This window comes from Streptomyces sp. NPDC104202 (assembly GCF_055584185.1).
The window spans coordinates 20,733-40,433 of the sequence record NZ_JBVJMN010000018.1 but is presented as its reverse complement, the minus strand read 5'-3'; the positions used below and the strand labels follow the sequence as shown (position 1 = coordinate 40,433).

Annotated in this window: 8 protein-coding genes; 5 read left to right on the top strand and 3 right to left on the bottom strand. The window is 68.3% G+C overall.

Going from position 1 to position 19,701, the window contains the following annotated elements; genetic code table 11:
• Window positions 1–204: 204 nt before the first annotated feature.
• Window positions 205–2,013, bottom strand: coding sequence for a DNA/RNA helicase domain-containing protein (locus tag ACZ60W_RS14620; RefSeq protein WP_469755728.1), 1,809 nt, complete (start codon window positions 2,011–2,013; stop codon window positions 205–207).
• A gap of 600 nt (window positions 2,014–2,613) precedes the next feature.
• Between ACZ60W_RS14620 and pglW the strand changes: the two genes are divergently transcribed.
• The 3 genes from pglW to pglX all read left to right on the top strand — a co-directional run bounded on the left by pglW (window position 2,614) and on the right by pglX (window position 15,895).
• Entirely contained in the window at window positions 2,614–7,047 is a 4,434-nt protein-coding gene (gene pglW, locus ACZ60W_RS14615) for a BREX system serine/threonine kinase PglW (RefSeq protein WP_469755665.1), read from the top strand.
• A 141-nt stretch (window positions 7,048–7,188) separates the two neighbouring features.
• Entirely contained in the window at window positions 7,189–12,114 is a 4,926-nt protein-coding gene (locus ACZ60W_RS14610) for a DUF3320 domain-containing protein (RefSeq protein WP_469755664.1), read from the top strand.
• 103 nt (window positions 12,115–12,217) lie between these two features.
• Complete coding sequence (gene pglX / locus ACZ60W_RS14605; protein WP_469755663.1) at window positions 12,218–15,895, top strand: BREX-2 system adenine-specific DNA-methyltransferase PglX; 3,678 nt, start codon at window positions 12,218–12,220, stop codon at window positions 15,893–15,895.
• A gap of 82 nt (window positions 15,896–15,977) precedes the next feature.
• Here pglX and ACZ60W_RS14600 read toward each other — a convergent pair whose 3' ends face one another.
• Both ACZ60W_RS14600 and ACZ60W_RS14595 read right to left on the bottom strand, forming a co-directional pair.
• A complete protein-coding gene (locus ACZ60W_RS14600; RefSeq protein ID WP_469755662.1) occupies window positions 15,978–16,184 on the bottom strand; it encodes a DUF397 domain-containing protein in 207 nt (68 codons plus the stop codon).
• Entirely contained in the window at window positions 16,181–17,038 is an 858-nt protein-coding gene (locus tag ACZ60W_RS14595) for a helix-turn-helix domain-containing protein (protein WP_469755661.1), read from the bottom strand. The genes ACZ60W_RS14600 and ACZ60W_RS14595 overlap by 4 nt, the downstream gene beginning before the upstream one ends.
• Before the next feature lie 121 nt (window positions 17,039–17,159).
• On the opposite strand from ACZ60W_RS14595, the gene ACZ60W_RS14590 reads away from it, so the two are divergent.
• Both ACZ60W_RS14590 and ACZ60W_RS14585 read left to right on the top strand, forming a co-directional pair.
• Complete coding sequence (locus ACZ60W_RS14590; protein WP_469755660.1) at window positions 17,160–17,642, top strand: ATP-binding protein; 483 nt, start codon at window positions 17,160–17,162, stop codon at window positions 17,640–17,642.
• 97 nt (window positions 17,643–17,739) lie between these two features.
• Window positions 17,740–19,668: an ATP-dependent nuclease gene (locus ACZ60W_RS14585; protein WP_469755659.1), complete on the top strand. Its 1,929-nt coding sequence runs from the start codon at window positions 17,740–17,742 to the stop codon at window positions 19,666–19,668.
• Window positions 19,669–19,701 lie beyond the last annotated feature (33 nt).

Genomic DNA, 19,701 nt, shown 5'->3' with positions numbered 1-19,701 from the left:
GCCGGCGCCGGTGGCATGGCGGAATCTGACACGTCCTGGCTTGTTACCGCTAGGTAGCTGCATATCTCGGTTCCGTCACGTCCCCTGTGACGTGACAGGGCCCCGCCCCCGGAGCTGTGCGTTCACCGGGGGCGGGGCCTGTGGCGGGCCGGGGGACGATTGATCTGCTCGGCAGCGTGCCCGCGACGCGTCGTGCGGCAGTCTTCAGCCGGAGACGAGGTCGCGCAGCTTCACCCTGGTCTGCTCATCTGTGGAGTAGACCACCGTCCCGATCATGCCCCGGGTCAGCAGGACCTTGTACGTGTGGCGGATGAGGCGGTCGACCTCGTCGTCAGGGGTCGAGCGGCTGAAGACGGGATCCTTGGACCGCGTCCGGTCCGTCACCCACGTACCGTCCCGCCACACGAGGTCGGGGCCGAGAATTACTCCGCTCCAGTCGTACTCGAACCCCTGCGCCGTGTAGACGCAACCGACCTGACCGAAGCCTGCCGGGTCGGTTGCCCACAGTGCCGACGGCGGCGCGCCCGCCACCGAGCGCTCCCCGAAGACGTTCCACGGACGGGCCCAGTCGCCGATCACGACGTCGGCGGGGAGGGCCTGCCCCGGGGCGGTCTTCTTCGTCCACTTCCAGCAGTACCCTGCCGACATGCGCGCACTGTGGCCCTGAGCCCGCTTGTCTTCGAGGAAGGCCTCCATCTCATCGGGAGAATCGGCCACCCTGAGCTCCATCTTGTCGTCCGGATCCCATGCAACGGGGTTGCCGGACGTCAGCCCGAGGAGGCGGAGCACCCAGCGGAGGTAGGCGTCGCTGCCGCCGCACCGGAACTGGCTGTCGAGGGAGACGACCGTGCAGTCGAGTTCCCTGGCTGCGGCGGCCGCACGAATCTGGTCGACGTTGCCCATCTCGCCGGGCCGTACGATCTGGTGCTCGTCGAGGAGGAATACGGGAACGCGTGCGGCGTCGATGAGTTCCTCCACCTGCGGCCGGTCGCTGCGCTGGTGTGCGGGGGTGTAACGGTTCGCCGAGGTCCTGCGCATGCGATGGGCTTCGTCGCAGAGGATGACGTCGAGCGCGTTCTTCTCAGCGGCCATGAAACTGTTGAAGTACTTGAAGAGGTCCTGGACTTCCCGCTTGCGCGCCCCGGCGACCCTGCGCATCGTCTTCGTGAAGGACTGGGATCCCGTCGCGTGGAGGGTCGGCCGCCCCTGCCGGTACAACTCGCCCAGCAGTGACAGCGCGATGACGCTCTTGCCCGTCCCGGGTCCCCCTGTGACGACCACGACGTTCTTGCGGTCTGCCTGCGCGGCATGCCGAACTGCGCGCATCACGGTTTCGTAGGCGACGCGCTGCTCGTCCAGAAGGACGAACTGCTCCCTTTCGCGCACCTCTTGGGCGGCGACGGCCATGAGGTGCTTCGATGGGGCCGTCTTGCCGGCCAGCAGCTCATCGGCGGCCACGGCGCCACTCGTGGGCGCGAGCCGTGACCGGAGAAAGGCGATGAAGGCGCCCCGGCGCTGCTCGCTGTACAGCCTTCCCCGCTCGGACTCGCCGACTTCGGAGAGTCCCGCGATGCCGAAATCCGTGGCGTTGTGCAGGTAAGCGGCCCCCGTGATCCGCTCGGGATTCTCCGCCAGCGCTCCATTGAACGAGGCGAGGTAGTCGCAGTAACCCCGCACCTGCGCGATGGGGTTGAGTACGGGCTCGTCGTAGGCGTCGACCCGACACAACAGCGGCTCCCCGTCCTCTGGTGCCGCCTGACTCCACTGCTTGAGTTCTATGACGACATAGGACGGTTCACCAGATCCCGGGTGAACGCCGGCCAGCACGGCGTCGGCGCGCTTGCTGGTCAGCGGCAGCCCGTACTCCAGGAGCACGGTTACCTCCTGCAGTCCCGCTTCGATCAGCACGCTCATCAGGGCGGGGAGGCTGCGTTCCCACGACCTGACCTCAGCCGCGCTCGGCTTGTGCCCGTGAGCGTGTGCGAACTGTTCCGTCAGTCGCTGGGACAGCATTCCGTTCAGTCCCTGAGCTGCAACGTTGGCGACGGAATCACGAATCACGGTGCGGGCTCCCAAGTGCGGCGAAATGGAACGGGGACGTGAGGGCGCGCGGCGTCCAGGGTTTCTCGGACGGCCGGCGGGGGTGTCGGCCAGGACCGTCCTGGTGCGCTTCCCCGCAAGGTCTCGCACTCTTGCATCGAAATGCTGCGATCCAGGCAGAAAGGAATCTTTTTGCCTATATCCAGGCACGCGGCCCGCAGCGCTGGGGCTGCTGCGGGCGATGCTCCAGGAGAGAGAGGGGTGTCGTCTGGCGCTAAGTCCTCATGTGCGCCACTGTGCAGACGGCATGGGTAGACGAGGCGGGCCCTGGTCTGTTGGCGGCTGCAGACTCTCGACGTGCAGTCATGCGTGCTCTCCCTACGGTGGGGGCGTGGTCCGAATTCGACAGCCCGGCGGTTCCGTAAATGGCCCGAGATGCTAGCACGCCCCGTCGCATCCATGGCCATAGGTTTGTGAGGGAGTGAGTCGCTCGCACAAAGGCTGCCTCGGGTAAGGTCGGTGACCTGCAGCCTTGCGCCTCATGGCGTACTGAATCACCGCGGAGGTCGGACCGTGACGGCAGCTGGTACGCCGGCGACGCCCAAGCCAGGGATGCCGCGCAAAGAGCGTTGGTTCCAGCCCCGCAGGTCCGCTCACACCTGGGAACAGGAAGGGCTCGAACACATCCGGCAGTTGATGCCGTCGACCGAGCCGTATCGAGCCTGGGCCACGTTCTCCTTCACCGCAGCCTCTGGGCGCACCAACGAGTGCGACCTCTTCATCGCCGTCCCTGGAGGTCTCTATCTCCTCGAGCTCAAGGGACATCCCGGCCGCGTCGTCAATCACGGAGACACCTGGCAGTTTCATGCAGACCGGGTGCGCACCCTGAAGAACCCTCTGCATCTGACTGATCTCAAATGCAAGGAGCTGAAGGGCCAGTTGGAGCGAGCGGCTCGGTCGATGGGTGTCGACCCCCGCCGCGTCCCCTTCATCAAACCCGCGGTCTTCCTCCACGACTCCGGGCTGGTCAGCGAGCTTGACGAGTTCCAGCGGATCAACGTCTACGGTCGCAACGACGGTGCGAGCGGCCTGGGAAGGATCTGGGACGACCTGCTCGGCAAGCCGCCGGAGCGGGAGAGCTGGCGTATCACCCCGCAGTCCTCGCAGCTGCTCGAGCAGCTGATGCAGAAGATCGGCATCAGCCACTCCACCGCCCATTTGCGTTTCGGTGACGACTGGAAACTCGAGCCGCGTGTGCTCGACGCCGGTCCCGGCTGGGAGGACCGTCTCGCGGTCCGCGTCGACGGCCTGGTCCAAGAGGAGGGCCGGGTACGGATATACCTCGTCGAGCAGATGGCCGGCGAGGCCGCCCGGCGGGCCGCGGATCGAGCTGCCCGCCGCGAGTACCAGGTACTGCAGGGTATTACCCACCGGGGCATCGCCCAGGCCGCCCAGATCCATCAGCATCAAGGCGGCCCGGCGATTCTGTTCCGGCATCGCCATTCGGACCTGCGACTCGACGCCTACCTGGCGGCATACGGCGGCAAGCTCACACCCGAGGTCCGACTCGACCTTGTGCGCCAGCTGGCCGAAGCCCTCCGCTACGCGCACAATCGGTCGCTCTATCACCGGGCCCTGTCAGCCCGATCGGTGTACGTCTCGGCCAAGGAAGACGGCTCCGCTCCGGCCGTACGCATCACCGACTGGCAGACCGCCGCCCGTGACTTCGAGACCACGTCGATGCGTTCGATCGGAGACACGCCGCTCGACGGAGGGCTGATCGAGGACTCCGCCCAGGTCTACCTGGCCCCGGAAACAGACCAGGAGTTCGCCGACCCCGTCGATCTGGACCTTTTCGGGCTCGGCGCCGTCTCCTACCTGATCCTCACGGGGGAGGCGCCCGCCCCTCAGCGCAGTGCCCTGATCGAAAGGCTGTCGGCCGAGGGCGGACTGCACCCGTACGCCGTGGCCGACGGACTCTCGGACAGTCTTGACGACCTGATCTACCGGGCCACCCGTGCCGAGGTCGTGGACCGGCTGCCCGGAGCCGACCGCTTTCTCGACCTCCTCGACGAGGCCGAGCAACAGGCTGCGACCCCGGACCAGCCCGCGACGGTGGAGACCGATCCGCTGACGGCACTCCCCGGCCAGCCCGTGGACGAGGTCTGGACGGTCAAGCGGGTCCTCGGTACCGGCGCCACCGCACGGGCACTGCTGGTCGAGCGAGTGGTCGAGGAGCCGGTCGGGCCCGATGACAAGACCGTCGTCGTCGAGCGGGTCTTCAAGGTCGCGCTCGACCAGGACAAGGACGCACGGCTCTACGCGGAGGCGACCGCCCTCAAGACGGTGGGCGGGGGCCGGATCATCCGGCTGCTCGAGGAGCCGAGGGAGATCGCCGGCCATACCGTTCTGGAGCTCGAGTACGCGGGGGAGAGCTCCCTGGGTGCGCGACTGCGCGGCGAAGGGCGGCTCACCTACGACCAGTTGGAGCGGTACGGCAACGACCTGTTCATCGCGCTCGACCAGCTTGCCGCCAAGGGCGTGCGGCACCGCGACATCAAGCCGGACAACCTGGGGCTGCACAAGCGCGACGACGGCTCGTGGGAGCTGCTGCTGTTCGACTTCTCGCTGGCCGACGCGTCCGAACGAGACATCACCGCCGGAACGCGCGGCTACCTCGACCCGTTCCTCGGCAGCGCGCGACGCTCGCTCTACGACGACCATGCGGAGCGGTACGCGGCGGCCGTGACGCTGCACGAGATGGCCTCCGGTGAACGGCCCGTGTGGGGAGACGGACAGAGCGACCCTCGAGTGAGCGAGGACGTGGAACTGTTCGTCGCCGCCGAGCTGTTCGAACCCGGGCTTCGTGACGGGCTCACCGCGTTCTTCCACCGCGCCCTGCACCGTGACGTCGACCGACGCTTCGACACGTTCAAGCAGATGGAGGACGCCTGGCGGCAGATCTTCCGTACCGCCGACTCCGCGAAGCCGGTCACCACCCCTGCCACCGTGGGCGCCCTGACGGCGACCACGGAGGAAGCACGTGAGACCGCGGCGGCGGCGGCAGAGCCGACCACGGCCCTGGACGCGGCCGGGCTCTCCCCGCGAGCCGTCTCCGTCGCCAACGGCCTGGGCGCGGTGACGGTCGGCGAACTCCTCGACGTGCCCCCGCACACCATCGCCCGTGCACGAGGTGCGGGCACACTCGTGCGCAGAGAACTGAACCGGCGCCACAAGCAGTGGACCGCGATGCTCAAGCGCCCGACCGTGCCCTCGGAGCGTCCCGCGACGGCGCTGGAGGCAGCCCTTTCGGACGCTCTGACACCCACGCCGCAGGACGAGGCGCGGCTGATCGCCAACGAGTCGGTCGACTCTCTGGCAGCCAGACTCACTCCGGGCCCCGCACGGAAGGGCAACCTGCGCCCCGACGTCGTACGCCTGACTCTGGGGCTGCCTCGCACCAAGGAGGAGGGAGGCGACCTCTCTCCCCTCGGCCCCTGGCCACCACAGACACTGATCGCCAAGCATCTCGGCAGCAGCCAGCCCACCGTGTCCCGGCACCATGTCGCGGCGATCGAGGAGTGGGCCACCACCGCCTGGATCACGCACGTCCGAGACGAACTGGTGCAGATCCTGGCCCAGGCGGGCCGGGTGATGACCGTCCAGGAAGCCGCGGCCGAGCTTCGCGTACGCCATGGCGCCGGCGACGACACCGCCGAGCGCACGCTGGCGAAGGCACTCGCCGTCCTCCGCGCGGCGGCGGACGCCGAGGCACTGCAGCGGGGCAACGAGCAGGATCCGCGGCTCGAAGTGCTGCGCCGGGGGTCCCGTGTGCTGCTCGCGCTCGACTCCCTGCCCGGCACCGACGATCCCACTCCGCAGGAGCTGGCCGACTATGCCGCGGCACTCGGCGCGGCCGCCGACCGGATGGCCGCGGAAGACCCGCTGCCGGGCCGTGCCACGGTCGTACGGACCCTTCGAGAGGTGCCCGCGCCCGAAGGTATGACCCCGCTGGCCGACACCCGCCTGGTCGGGCTGGCGGCCGTGGTGTCGCAGGATGCCTCCGCGTCGCCGCGACTGGAGATCTACCCCAAGGGGCTCGGTCTCGCCCGTGCCATTCGCATCTCTCAGGCGGTAGCCGGTGTCCGTCGCGAGGTCGGCCTCTCCATCGGTGAGCTCGTCGCCCGGGTCAAGGCACGCTTCCCCTCCCTGCCTCTGTCGGAAGCCCCCACGCACATCGAGATCGAGGACGCGCTCGCCGAGGCGGGATTCCCGCTGGAGTACGACGCCGTCCGCAAGCGCTTCTTCCCCCCGGCGGTCGAGGGGACCCGCTGGACCAGCTCCACCTACACCCGCACGAGCGTGCTCGTGGCGGAAGCACGGTCGGCGGTGGCCGCGGGCCGTGATCCGCAGGCCGTCGTGCGCGCCAAGCTGACGGGGGCCGCCGAGCGCGGAGGCTTTCTGGCCCTCACGCTCAAGGGCGCGGACCTGCCGGGCACGGCGGCCGCTCTGACAGAGGAGTTCGGCGTGACCGCGGTGGACTTCAACGCCGAGTTCCTCGCGGCCTTCCGGGCGCTGGCCGTAGAACTGGGGACCGACTGGACCAAGGTCCTGCGTGCGGACGCCGCCTTCACCAGCGGAGGCGAGCTGAAGCCCGGACTGCGCTCCTACGTCCAGCGGGTCACCGATCGGTTGGCGGATCAGTTCACCAGGCGGGCCGAGGAAGCGGGTCCCAGGGCGGTGCTCTTCTTCCACAACGCGAGTTTGCTGGCACGTTACTTCGACGGCGGTGGACACGACCTGCTGGTGAACCTTCAGCAGGCCGCCCGGCGCCCGACGCAGCTCCCGCACGGGCTGTGGTGGCTGTGCCCGATGGAAGACCCCAAGCAGACACCGTCGTTGGACGGACGCACGGTCGAAGTCGTCGACCGCGCCACCGAGTGGACGCGGCTCGACTCGTTGTTCCTGAAGAGGCTCAAGGAGGAGGGCGCGGGCGAGGAGCGCTGAGGGTGCGTGTGGTCGACAACGGGTTCATACTGAGTTGTGGATCTCGGGCGTGTCCTGAGGGACGGGCTGGTAAGCAGGTGTCTCCAGGGGGGCCTGTGAGTGTGGACACCCCTGTGCGTTCAGCTCAGGAGGTCACCCCATATGCCCCATCAGCGTCAGACCCCGCGTACCGTGTCGAGCGATCCCGGCGTCGACCGGCTGAAGGTCGTGCTGGAAGGCTGGCGCCACTCGCTGCTCGACCTGGGCGGCCGCAACCGGTTGCTGAACTTCCGCCACACGAAGACGGCGACACTGGAGCTCACATCGCCCAGCGCCGCGACCCTCCTGAACGGACTCGCCAAAGGCTGGGACTTCGCCCCGGTCTCGCCGGACCCTGCGGAATCTGAGGACGACGGCATCAAGGCGCCGCCCGGAGGCTCTGAGACCGGGGTGGTGACGCAGAAGCCGACTCAGGCTGCGCTCGACAGTGCCCTGTACCAACTCCGCCAGAAGTCCGGCCAGACGTTCAACGACTACGGTCTGTGGGTGTTGTGGCTGGGCGTCGGCATGCTGGACTGGCGTGAGCCAGGCGCCGAGGAGAGCAGCGCCGCGCCGCTGCTGCTGGTACCCGTGGACCTGCGCCGCGACAAGGACCGTCGCTACCGACTCCATCCGGCCGACGGCCAGGACCGCATGCACAATCCCGCCCTCGCGGTGAAGCTCGAGCGGCAGGGAATCGACTGGAGCCGCGTCACGGACACCGACGTCACCGACCTCTCCGCCGTGCTCTCCGCGGCTCGCTCGGCCGCAGTCGGCCAAGCAGGCTGGAAGGTCGACGAACGGGTGGTGCTCGGCCTCTTCGCCTCGCACCGGGAGGCCATGTACCAGGACCTTCAGCAGAACGAGGAGCGCATCCTCGGACATCCGTTGGTGAAGGCCGTCGCCCTCGGCCCTGCCGCCGGTCTCCCGGACGATCTGATCGGCTTCGAGCCTCCGGAGCTCGACAGGATCGACGAAGTCCAGCTGCCCGAGGAGACACCGCTCGTCCTCGACGCGGACGCCTCCCAGCGGCAGTGCATCGCGGCCGCGCTCGACGGCCGTTCCTTCGTGGTCAGCGGCCCTCCTGGCACGGGCAAGAGCCAGACCATCACCAACATGATCGCCGCGCTCATGCACGCGGGCCGCAGCGTGCTGTTCGTCAGTGAGAAGGCCGCGGCCCTCGACGTCGTGCGCAACCGCCTGCGGAATGTGGGGCTCGGCGACTTCGTCATGGCACTGCACAGCGCCGACACGAGCAAGAAGGCGGTGGCCACCGAACTGGCCCGGGTGCTGACCACCGAGGCCCGGGCCACGGGAGCGGCGGAGCACGAGCTGAAGCAGGCACGCCGGCTGCGCGAGGAGCTGTCCGCCTACGCGGCGGCGATGAACCAGACGCGTGAGCCTCTGCAGCGCGGCCTCCACGACGTCCTGGGCCGCTTGATCCAGCTGGAGCTGGCCGGCACCCCGCAGCTTCCGCTGTCCGGGCAGAACGCCCGGACGGTCGACGGACTGAGTGCCTACGCGCTGCAGGAACTGGTCTCCGCCGCCGAAGCCGTCAGCCGTGCCTGGCGACCGGCCGCCGAGGGGGATTCCTTCCCCTGGCGGGGGCTGGTCGGGAACTCGGCACCCTCCGTGCTCTCCGAGGCGGCCGACGCGCTGAGCGCCGTACGGGCTGCCGCGGTACGGCGCCCGTTCGCCGCGACTCAGGGCGAACCCGCCTCGGTACGGGAACTCCAGCAGGCCGTCCGCGCACTGCGGGACGGGCTCCCAGGGCAGGACGGTGCGGCGGACGGAGGTCTGCCCGAGGACGTCTCCGACCAGCTCGCCCAGCTCGCGGATCTCTTCGGTGTGCCGAAGCCGGACGGAGCCGAGGCCGCCTTCGCGCTCTGTGAACTGGCGGATCTCACGAAGGCATCCCATCGACCGCCGTCGGGATGGTTCGACGACGGCGTACGGAGCGCTGCGCACCACGCAGCAAGGGAACTGCACCAGGCGCTGGCCGCCGAGGCCGAGGCACGGGCAGCAGCGGAGGACGTCTTCGGCGAGCAGGTACTGACCGCGACCGAACTACCGGAACTGGCGGCGCGATTCGCCGACCAGCACAGCGGACTGCTGGCCCGTTTCTCGGCGCAGTACAAGGCCGACCGGGCCGCGGCGGCGGCACTGACGCACAGCGGCACTTGGGACAAGAAGCTCCCCGGCCGTCTCGAGCAGGCACTCGGCTGGCTTCACGCTACGCAGGAGCTGCAGCGTCTCGCCGATCAGCACACCACCCTCCTCGCACGCTGGACACCGCGCACCGCGTCGCAGGTCGAGGACCTCGCCCAGGCACTGGAGACCGCCGACCGCATCGCCGAGCTGGGCGGCGGGGTCGCCCGACGCGAGCGACTGATCAGCCAGCTGGCCGACGGCTCCGACACCGACCCGCTGCCGACGCTGCTCGCCGCGAACGTACGCAGCGCCCTTGCCACGTGGTGCACCACGGCTAGCCGCCGCGCCGAACGCTGGTCCGCGTCCGCGGCAGCACTCCTCGGCCTCTTCGACCCGGCCAGGAGCACCCAGCTCTCCCCGTCCCTGCTGGGCGGCTTCGAACAGGCTCAGCAGCTGATAGACGTACTCCTCGCCGATCCGCACGGCCCGGACGAATGGCAGGCCTACCGCGCCGGTGTCACCGTCCTCGCCCGTCACGACGCCGACGACCTCGTCGCGAACGCGGCCGAGCGCGGCACCGACCCGAAGCAGCTGCCCGCCATCGTCGAGCAAGCGGTTCTCCGCTCCTGGGCCGACGCGGTCCTGGCCAGCGACGACCGGCTCCGCACCACCCGCTCCGAGGACCTCGACGCTCGGGTGGCGGACTTCCGTGCCGCAGACCGCCGCCTCATCGCGGCTGCCGGCGGGGCCGTGATCGAGCGGTGCAACAGACGCCGCCCGCGCAATCACAGCGGTGGCGGCAGCGCCGTCATCAAGCGCGAGGCGGAGAAGAAGACCCGGCACATGCCGGTGCGCGAACTGCTGGGGCGCACGCGCGAGGTCGTCCAGTCGATCAAGCCGTGCTTCATGATGAGCCCGCTCACCGTCAGCCAGCACCTGCCTCCGGACTTCGCCTTCGACGTCGTCATCTTCGACGAGGCGTCCCAGGTCCGCCCCAGCGACGCGATCAACTGCATCTACCGGGGCCGCAGCCTGATCGTCGCGGGCGACGACAAGCAGTTGCCGCCGACCTCGTTCTTCGACTCCTCGGTCGAGGACGACTCGGACGAGTACGCGGAGGACGTGCCCGACTCCTTCGAGTCCCTGCTGCACGCCTGCAAGGCCGGGGCCATGCGGGAGCTGTCGCTGCGCTGGCACTACCGCAGCCGTCACGAGGACCTGATCACCTTCAGCAACCGCGAGTTCTACGCGAACTCGATGGTGACCTTCCCCGGCTCGCTCGACAAGGGCAACGACGTCGGCGTGGACTTCCTCAAGGCGGACGGCGTGTACGACAAGGGGGGCCGCCGGGACAACCGCAGCGAGGCGGAGTTCGTGGCCGAGCGGGTCATGCACCACTTCGACACCCGCCCCGGCAGGACGCTCGGCGTCGTCGCCCTCTCCCAGGCACAGGCCTCGGCCATCGACCTGGCCGTCCAGCAGGCCCGCATCGCGCGTCCCGACCTCGAGCACTGCTTCACCGAGGACCGCCTCGACGGCTTCTTCGTGAAGAACCTCGAGTCGGTCCAGGGCGACGAGCGAGACGTCATGATCATGTCCATCGGATACGGCCCCGACGAGCACGGCACCCTCGGACTGAACTTCGGCCCCATCAACAAGGGCGGCGGTTGGCGCCGTCTGAACGTGGCGGTGACCCGTGCCCGCTACCGCATGGAGGTCGTCTCCTCCTTCCGCGGCGCACAGCTCAAGGACAGCCCCAATGTGAGCGTCCAGCACCTGAAGCGCTACCTGGAGTACGCCGAGCAGGGCCCCGCGGTCCTCGCCCGTGACGTCGTCCAGGGCGACGCCGAGCCCGACAGCCCCTTCGAGGAATCCGTGCTCGAGGTGCTGCGGGGCTGGGGCTACCAGGTCCAGCCCCAGGTCGGCGTCGCCGGCTACCGCATCGACCTCGGCCTGCGCCACCCCGAGCTGCCGGGCGCTTACGCCCTCGGCATCGAATGCGACGGCGCGATGTACCACTCCTCCAAGACCGCGCGCGACCGCGACCGGCTGCGCGAACAGGTGCTCAACGGCCTGGGCTGGCGGCTGTACCGGATCTGGGGCACGGACTGGTACCGGGGACGGAGCGCGGCGGAGCTGCGGCTGCGGGAGGCGGTGGAGCAGGCGATCGAACAGGGCCCCCTGGCAGCCTCGGGGCCGAAGCCGGTGCAGGACGCCGGGGTCGGTATGGCTGCCAGCGCGGCGGCCCACGGCCGCGGGCGGGTGGTGACCGTTCCGGTCGAGGAGCCGCAGGTCGAGGTCGAGTACGAGCGCGTACCCGTGGACACGGGAGTGGAGCGCGAGTGGGCGTCTCCGTACCGCCCCAGCCGGCTGACCGTGAGCTCGGCCTACGAGATGCACACGGTCGAGGCACGGCCGGCCCTGCGCAAGGCGCTGATGCAGATCATTGAGGCCGAGGGTCCGATCCACCTGGACCTGCTCGTTCTGCGGGCGCGGGAGGCCTGGGGCGTGGGACGGGCCGGGAGCCGAATCCGGGACAACGTGACCTTCGTGGCGCGGAGCCTGGTGAACGCCGAGGCTGCCGCCCGGGACGGCGATTTCTACGACGCGAAGGACCGGGGCGGACTGGACGCGCTGAAGGCACGGCGCCCGGAGCCAGGGGACACCCCGCGGAAGGTGACCCTCATCGCCCCCACAGAGCGGCAGCTGGCCCTGTACGAGATTGCTGTGGAATGCCCCGGTATGTCAGAGGACGAGCTGATCAAGCAGGTCTGCGACTTCTTCGGCTGGCGCCGGATGGGCAGCGACATCCGCGAGACGCTCACGGCGGACATCGCCGAGCTCCACCGGCGCGGCAGGCTCGAAGGCGGCCCGGGAAGGGTCGGCGCGGTCCGCTGACGGCGGCGGTACGACAGGTCCGGACATTCCTCCTGAGCTGGCAGGATGGACGGACCGCAGGTTTGGAACGGGTTGTGTGTTACGGAGAGAAAGGCGCCGCCTCGTGGACAAGGCCGCACTGCTGAAGGACCTGCGCAAGCAGGTCACCGCGCTGGAGGACGACCTCAGGGCGCGGACGGACTCGGAGGACGAGTTCCGTGTGGCGCTCGATCGCGAGTACAAGGCGGCGCGCGAGGCCCAGCGCACGGCAGCCACGTACGGAGCGTGGCGGGACGAACGCGTCACGCAAGCGGCGGCTGCGTGGGTCCTCGCGACGGTCTTCGTCCGCTTCTGCGAGGACAACGGGCTCATCACCGACCCGTACATCGCGGGACCGGGGGAGCGGCTGGCGGACGCGGAGGATCGCCAGGCGGCGTTCTTCCGGAAGCACCCTGAGCTGAATGACCGGGACTGGCTGGTCGCCGGCTTCGAGGCGCTGGCCGACTCGCACGAGGCGGTGGCGGGGCTCTTCGACCGGGGCCACAACCCGCTGTGGGAGCTGACGCCGTCGTACGAGGCGGCGACGCGGCTGTTGGGCTTCTGGCGGGAGCGGGGTGCGGACGGCGAGATCGTCCACTTGCTTGTGGACGAGGAGCTGGACACGCGATTCCTGGGTGACCTGTACCAGGACCTGAGCGAGCACGCGCGGAAAACGTATGCGTTGCTGCAGACGCCTGAGTTCGTAGAGGAGTTCATCCTCGACCTGACGCTGGAGCCGGCGGTCGAGGAGTTCGGCCTCGACCCGGAGTGGAAGCACACGCCGAAGGGCTGGCAGGGGGCCGATCCGGTCGCGCGGGGTCTGCGGTGCATCGACCCGGCATGCGGGTCGGGCCACTTCCTGCTGGGCATGTTCGGGCGGTTGTTGGAGAAGTGGCGGGCGGCGGAGCCGGGCACGGACGACTGGGAGCTGGTGCGTCGGTCGCTGGAGTCGGTGCATGGGTGCGACAAGAACCCGTTCGCGGTGGCGATTGCGCGGTTCCGGTTGTTGGTCGCGGCCTTGAAGGCGTGCGGGGAGCGGCGGTTGAGTGCGGCGCCCGCGTTTCCGATCAATGTGGCGGTGGGGGACTCGCTGCTGCATGGGCGGGGGGCGGAGTCCGTTACGGAGACGCTGGACACGCTGTTCGGGGGCGATGGCGAGGGGATGTTCGCGTATCGCACGGAGGATGTGCGGGAGTACGCGGAGCGGGTTGATCTGCTGGGGCGGGGGACCTACCACGTGGTGGTGGCGAACCCGCCGTACATCACGGTGAAGGACAAGCAGGAGAACGAGAACTACCGGAAGGCGTACGACGCGTGCTCGGGGAAGTACGCGCTGTCGGTACCTTTCGTGCAGCGGATCTTTGAGCTGGCGGTGCGGGCGGGGGGTGACCGGCGAGACGGTGGCTTCACGGGGCAGATCACGGCGAACTCTTTCATGAAGCGGGAGTTCGGGAAGAAGATGATCGAGGAGTTCTTTCCGAAAGTTGACCTGACACATGTGATCGACACGTCAGGGGCGTATATTCCGGGGCACGGCACACCGACGGTGATTTTGGCCGGGCGGAACCGGATCGGGCTGAGGTCGGACCGGATTCGCGCAGTGCTTGGCGTGCGAGGAGAGCCTGGTCAGCCAGAGGATCCGGCGCAGGGCCTAGTGTGGACAGCGATCGCCCGCCAGGCCGGAATGCCGGAGAGTGAGTCGGACTGGGTTACTTCTGCCGATAGCGACCGTCATTCGTTCGTGGTGTACCCCTGGAGTCTGAGTGGCGGTAGTTCCGAGGAACTTACGAAGGCTATCAAGGCAGCCTCGTGTGCATCGGCGGAGGAAATCTGTGGTTCGAAGGCCGGGTTCGCTGGGTTCTCCGGTGCTGACGACGTGTTCTATCTGAGCCCGTCCTGGCATCGCAGATTCGGAACTCCTTTGGAGCTCATGCGTGAAGTTGCGGTCGGCGACGAGTTGAGAGATTGGCGTATTGCAGGCTCTGCTGTGGCCATCGCGCCATATTCTCCTAATGGGGAAATCCTCGATGTGGACATCCGAAATTCTTGGGCGAAGCATCTCTGGGCTGCGAAGCAGACGCTAGGATCTCTGGCCGATTTCTCGGGGCGGACGCGTTTCGATACAGGTACGCCATGGTGGTCTTGGTATCGGTGGACCCAGTCGCGCGCAGGCGCTCGTCGGACCATCGTCATGTCGAAGGTTGCGACTCACAACCACGCAGCACTTAACGCCGAAGGTGTCCTGACGACTCAGCACATGCCGGCACTCGCGGTTGATGAGACGGTTTCAGAGGGAGCAGTGGCCGGGCTCGTGGGCCTGCTCAACTCCTCGACGGCGTGCTTCTGGTTCAAGCAGGTTTGTCACGACAAGGGCAACGGTGGCATTGGTGGCGGAATCGCTAGTGAGGACTGGGAGAAGTTCTATGAGTTCACTGGGGCCAAGCTTCAGGAATTCCCCACCCCTGCCGAGTTGCCCCTTGAGCTAAGTTCCATCCTCGACGCCCTGGCTCAGGATTTGGCCGCGTGTCAGCCCTCCTCGATCGCCGCCTCGGGAGCACCCGCTCGGATCGCCCTACTTGAGGGGCACGACACACGCAACTCCATCCATGCGCGGATGATCGCTCTCCAAGAGGAACTGGACTGGGCCATCTACGGCTCGTACAAGCTCCTCACCTCGGACGAGGTGGCACGTACAACCCTGCCTACCGCCGCGGACGTACCCGAGGTCTCCTTTGGGGAGCGAGCGTTTGAGATCGTCCTCGCGCGCAAGGTCGCTGCAGGTGACGTCGACACTGCCTGGTTTGAGCGGCACGGGTGCCCTCCGGTCACCGAGATCCCTGTTCAATGGCCTGACGAGTACAAGGCCGTCGTCCAGGCCCGGATCGACACCATCAACTCGCGCAAGGACATCGCTCTCATCGAGCGTCCCGAGTGCAAGCGCCGCTGGGCATCCGACCCCTGGAAGAAGAAGGAGAAGGAAGCCCTCCGTGCGTGGCTGCTCGATCGGTGCGAGGACGAGAACCTCTGGTTCGCCCTCCGGGACGGGTTCCGAGCGCCGCGGACGCTGACCGTTTCCCAGCTGGCCGACGCCCTCCGGCAGGATGCCGACGTGCAGGCTGTCGCCGAGCTGTACGCCGCCGATCACATGGGCAAGCGCGACGCCACCCTCGCGACCGTGCTCGCCGAGGTCATCGCCAGCGAGCATGTCCCGTACCTTGCCGCCCTCCGCTACAAGGACTCCGGCCTGCGTAAGCGGGAGCAGTGGGAGCAGGTGTGGGATCTCCAGCGACAGGAGGACAAGACCGGCGAGCGGCTCAACATCCCCGTACCTCCGAAGTACGCCTCCGCTGACTTCCTCAAGACGTCCTACTGGTCGCACCGCGGCAAGCTGGACGTCCCCAAGGAGCGGTTCATCTCCTACCCGGACGCGTCGCCTGACTCCGACCCGACCATCCTCCTCGGCTGGGCCGGCTGGGATCACAAGGATCAGGTGCAGGCGCTGGTCAACGTGATCAACGACCGCACCGAACAGGCCGGCTGGGACACTCCGCGACTCACCCCGCTCATCGCAGGCATCCAGGAACTGATGCCCTGGGTCCACCAGTGGCACGGTGAGCACGACGAAGACTGGGGCGGCACGCCCTTTGAGGAGTACCAGGCGTACCTGGACGAGCAGCGTGCCAAGCATGGCCTCTCGGCAGAGGACCTCACGGCCTGGCGCCAGGAGAAGAAGAAGGGCGGTCGGGCGAAGAAGGCCGACTGAGCGCGCGCGTGCAACCGCGTACAGACGAGGCTGCCCCGCCAACGGAACGGTCCCCCGGTGGGGCGCCCTCGTCTGGGTCGGCTCAGTCCTGCGCGGCGAACTGTACGAAAGCGGCCCATCCTTCAGACGCCACGGACAGTGGCAGGCTTGCCTTGTCCTTCGAGTCTCGGACGTACACGGTGCCGGGGCGTACAGCGACCTCAACGCACTGGCCGCCCTCGGCGCCGCTGTAGCTGCTCTTGCGCCACGTGAGTTCGAGGGCGCTAGCGGTGGTGTCTGCGACGTTCATACTTCTCCCAGCAGCTTCTCGATGAAGGCCAGAGACTCCCATGGGGTGAGAGCCTGCGCTCGGATGATCCCATAGCGCGCTGCGAGCGCGCGGACCTCCTCCCGGTCCGTCACCAGCGTGCTCCGCCCCTGGGCCTCCATGTATCCGAACTGATCGCCACCGCGTTGAGTCATCAGCGTGAAGGGGCCGTCCACGCCAGCGTTGTCCTGTCGGTCGAGCGGCATGACCTGCAGCTCGACGTTCCGCCTGTGCGCGACCAGCAAGACCTGCTCGAGTTGGCCTCGCTGCACCGAGCTGCCGCCGAGCGGACGCCGCAGGACGGGCTCCTCCATGACAAAGCTGAGCAGCGGAGAAGGCTGCCGATTGAAGATTTCCTGACGAGCCATCCGTGCCACAACGCGCTGCTCGATGATGTCCTCGTTCAGCAGCGGGCGGCGCATGGCCAGCAGGGCACGGGTGTACTCCTCTGTCTGCAGCAGGCCGTTGACCACGTGGTTGTCATACACGTGAATCTCAGCGGCCTCCATCTCCAACCGCGCCGCATCCCGAAAGAACGCCGGATACTGCGCCCGCGCCACCTCCTTCTTCCCCGCTTTCAGCACCCCGCCCGCCTCCAGCACCTCATCCGCCTGGTCGATGAATTTCGGCGGCGGAATCCGCCTCCCCTGCTCGAACGACGCAATTGTCGACGCCGAGTACCCCGTCCTCGCCCCCAGCTCCGCCCGCTCCATCCCCGCCCTCACCCGGCACAGCTTCAACTGCTGCCCGAAGAGGTGCAGGATCCCCGAGCCGGACTCATCCCCGCCCCCGCCCCTGTACTCCTGGTCGTCCTCGAACCCCTGCTGCTCCACCACGCCCGACACCTCCGCAACCCGCCCCGCGCCACGTACACCGCGCGCCACCAACGCGTACAGCCCGTAGCGTCAGCGCGTTACTCCTGGTCAACGGTACGCACGCTCCGCAACCGTTCTCCGCATGAACCGAGCAATTACTCCTCCCGTGGTGGATCAACAACACCCGACCACCACCCACGAGTTCATGATGCAGTTCACCTCCACCCCGCGTGGCGCACGTCTCGCCCGCCGGCTCGTCTCCCACCGGCTAGACGACTGGGGCCACCCCTACACCTCCACCCCCAACGAGACCCTCACCCTCATCGCCGCCGAACTCACCGCCAACGCCGTCCGTCACGGCCACGTCCCCGGCCGGGACTTCCATCTCCGCCTGCTCCTCGTCGCCACAACCCTCCGCATCGAGGTCACCGACACCCGTACCGAGAGGCAGCTCAACACCGACCTCACGCACGCACCACCGCCGACCGAGGAGTCGGGCCGGGGCCTCTACCTCGTTTGCCACCTGGCCGACCGCTTCGGCTGGTTCCCCCGCGCAGGTGCCCCCGGGAAGACCGTCTGGGCCGAACTCGACCTCCTGGAAGCACCACCCGCCGCATCCCCGTAAATACGAAAAGATCTGAAACGGCGTCACCTGTCTCGCTAGCCTTGATCCGTCACAGCGGGCCCCCACGGGCCCGCCCGCACCACGTTTCAGGACGACCGTGAAGATCAAGCGCGTACGCATCGAGAACTTCTGCTGCCTGCACAAGGTGGACATCGCCTTCGACGAGATCACCTCGTTCATCGGCCCGACCGGCGTCGGCAAGTCCACCGTGCTCCGCGCACTCGACTGGTTCTTCAACGGCGAAAAGTCGGTGGCCCTCACCACCGACGACATCCACTCGGCGGTGGCCGGTGCCGGCGGCGAGCGCATCTCCGTCGAGGTCGAGTTCGACGGGCTGACCGACTTCGACCGTGAGGCCCTCGGCCGGTACGCCCCCGACGACGCCACCACCGTGAGCATCTGGCGTACCTGGGACGACGGTGAGGACAAGATCACCGGCAGGGCCCTCGCGTACGCGCCCTTCGACGAGATCCGGAGCGTGACCGGCGGCGCGATGGCGAAGCGTAGGGCGTACAACGAGCTTCGGGAGAGCACCCCGAGTCTCGGTCTGCCTCCCGCCGGCAGTGAGAAGGCCGTGAACGAGGCCATGCTCGCCTGGGAGCGGGCGCACCGGGACCAGCTCACCGAGGCGGAGGTCGAGGACACCCACTTCTTCGGGTTCGCCGGCCAGAGCAAGCTCGCCCAGCTGATCGACTTCGTCTTCGTCTCCGCCGACCTGCGCGCCTACGAGGAGGCCGACGACCAGAAGGCCTCCGCCATCGCCCGCATCCTCGACCACGCCGTCGACCGCACCGAGGCCGACGCCCAGCTCGGTGAGATCGAGGAGAACGCCCAGCTCGCCCGCCAGGCGGTCCACGACAACGTCTACGGACCCGCTCTGAAGGACATCTCCGACGCGCTCTCCGCCGAGGTCGCCAAGCTCACCACCGGGCGCCAGGTCATAGTCACCCCGACCGTACGGGCGCCGAGGCCGGCCAAGACGGCGTTCCAGGTGAGCATCAAGGACGGGGGTGCCGAGACGTCCGTGTACCGCCAGGGGCACGGCTTCCAGCGGGCGCTGATCATCGCCGCGCTGAAGTACCTGGCCGATCGCAGGCGGCCGGAGGGCGGGACCCGGACGTTGTGCCTGGCGGTCGAGGAGCCGGAGCTGTTCCAGCATCCGCCGCAGGCGCGGACGTTCGCGAAGGTGCTGCGCGAGCTGGTGACCTCGTCCGCCGAGGGGCGTACGCAGGTGACGTACGCGACGCACAGCCCGGTCTTCATCGACCCGGCCGGTTACCACCAGGTCCGCCGGCTCACGCGGGATGCCGGAGCCGAGCACCCGGTCACCCGGGTGAGGCAGGTGACGGAGGACGAGCTGTGCCGGTCGCTGGAGGGGCTGGTGAAGGAGGAGGCCGTCCGTCGGCGTACCGGGGTCGCGATGGCGGGCTCGCTCGCCGAGGCGTTCTTCGCTCACGCGGCGGTCCTTGGCGAGGGGACGACCGACGGCGCGGTGCTCGACGGGTGTGCGGAGCGGAACGGGATCAACCTCGGCGCCGAGGGAATCACCTACGTCGACGTGACCGGCAGGGACAACCTCCTGCTCAGTCACGCGATCCTGTCGGCGATGGGCGTGCCCTGCCACGTGGTCTTCGACGGTGACGCCGGGATGGAGGAGCGCAAGCGCGAGTCCGTGCGGCACTTCGACGACGAGAAGCGTGCGGAGAAGGAGGCCGCGTTCGAGCAGCAGGCGCGGAAGATCTCGGGGAGCAACGCGGACCTGCTCGGGTATCTGGGGGAGTCCAGGTCTCCCTGGCCGGAGACCGGCTCGGCCGGCACGTACACGGTGTTCGCGGACAACCTGGAGACGTACCTCGGGGAGAGCTGGCCCTCCTGGGGCGAGCGGCAGCAGCAGCTGATCGCGGCGGGCGAGGGAGTCTCGGACAAGAACGCGGCCACGTACCGGGAGGCGGCCCGTACGGCTGCGGCGGACCCGCCGTACGTACTCCAGGCGATGCTGGAGAACGTCAGGGGGATGGTTCGCTGACCCCTGAGTGACTCGGTCTCGGGACCGGTGGAG

Coding starts and splice junctions, on each gene's coding strand:
- ACZ60W_RS14590 (WP_469755660.1), top strand. CDS start 17,160: ATGAACCGAGCAATTACTCCTCCCGTGGTGGATCAACAACACCCGACC.
- ACZ60W_RS14610 (WP_469755664.1), top strand. CDS start 7,189: ATGCCCCATCAGCGTCAGACCCCGCGTACCGTGTCGAGCGATCCCGGC.
- ACZ60W_RS14600 (WP_469755662.1), bottom strand. CDS start 16,184: ATGAACGTCGCAGACACCACCGCTAGCGCCCTCGAACTCACGTGGCGC.
- ACZ60W_RS14620 (WP_469755728.1), bottom strand. CDS start 2,013: ATGCTGTCCCAGCGACTGACGGAACAGTTCGCACACGCTCACGGGCAC.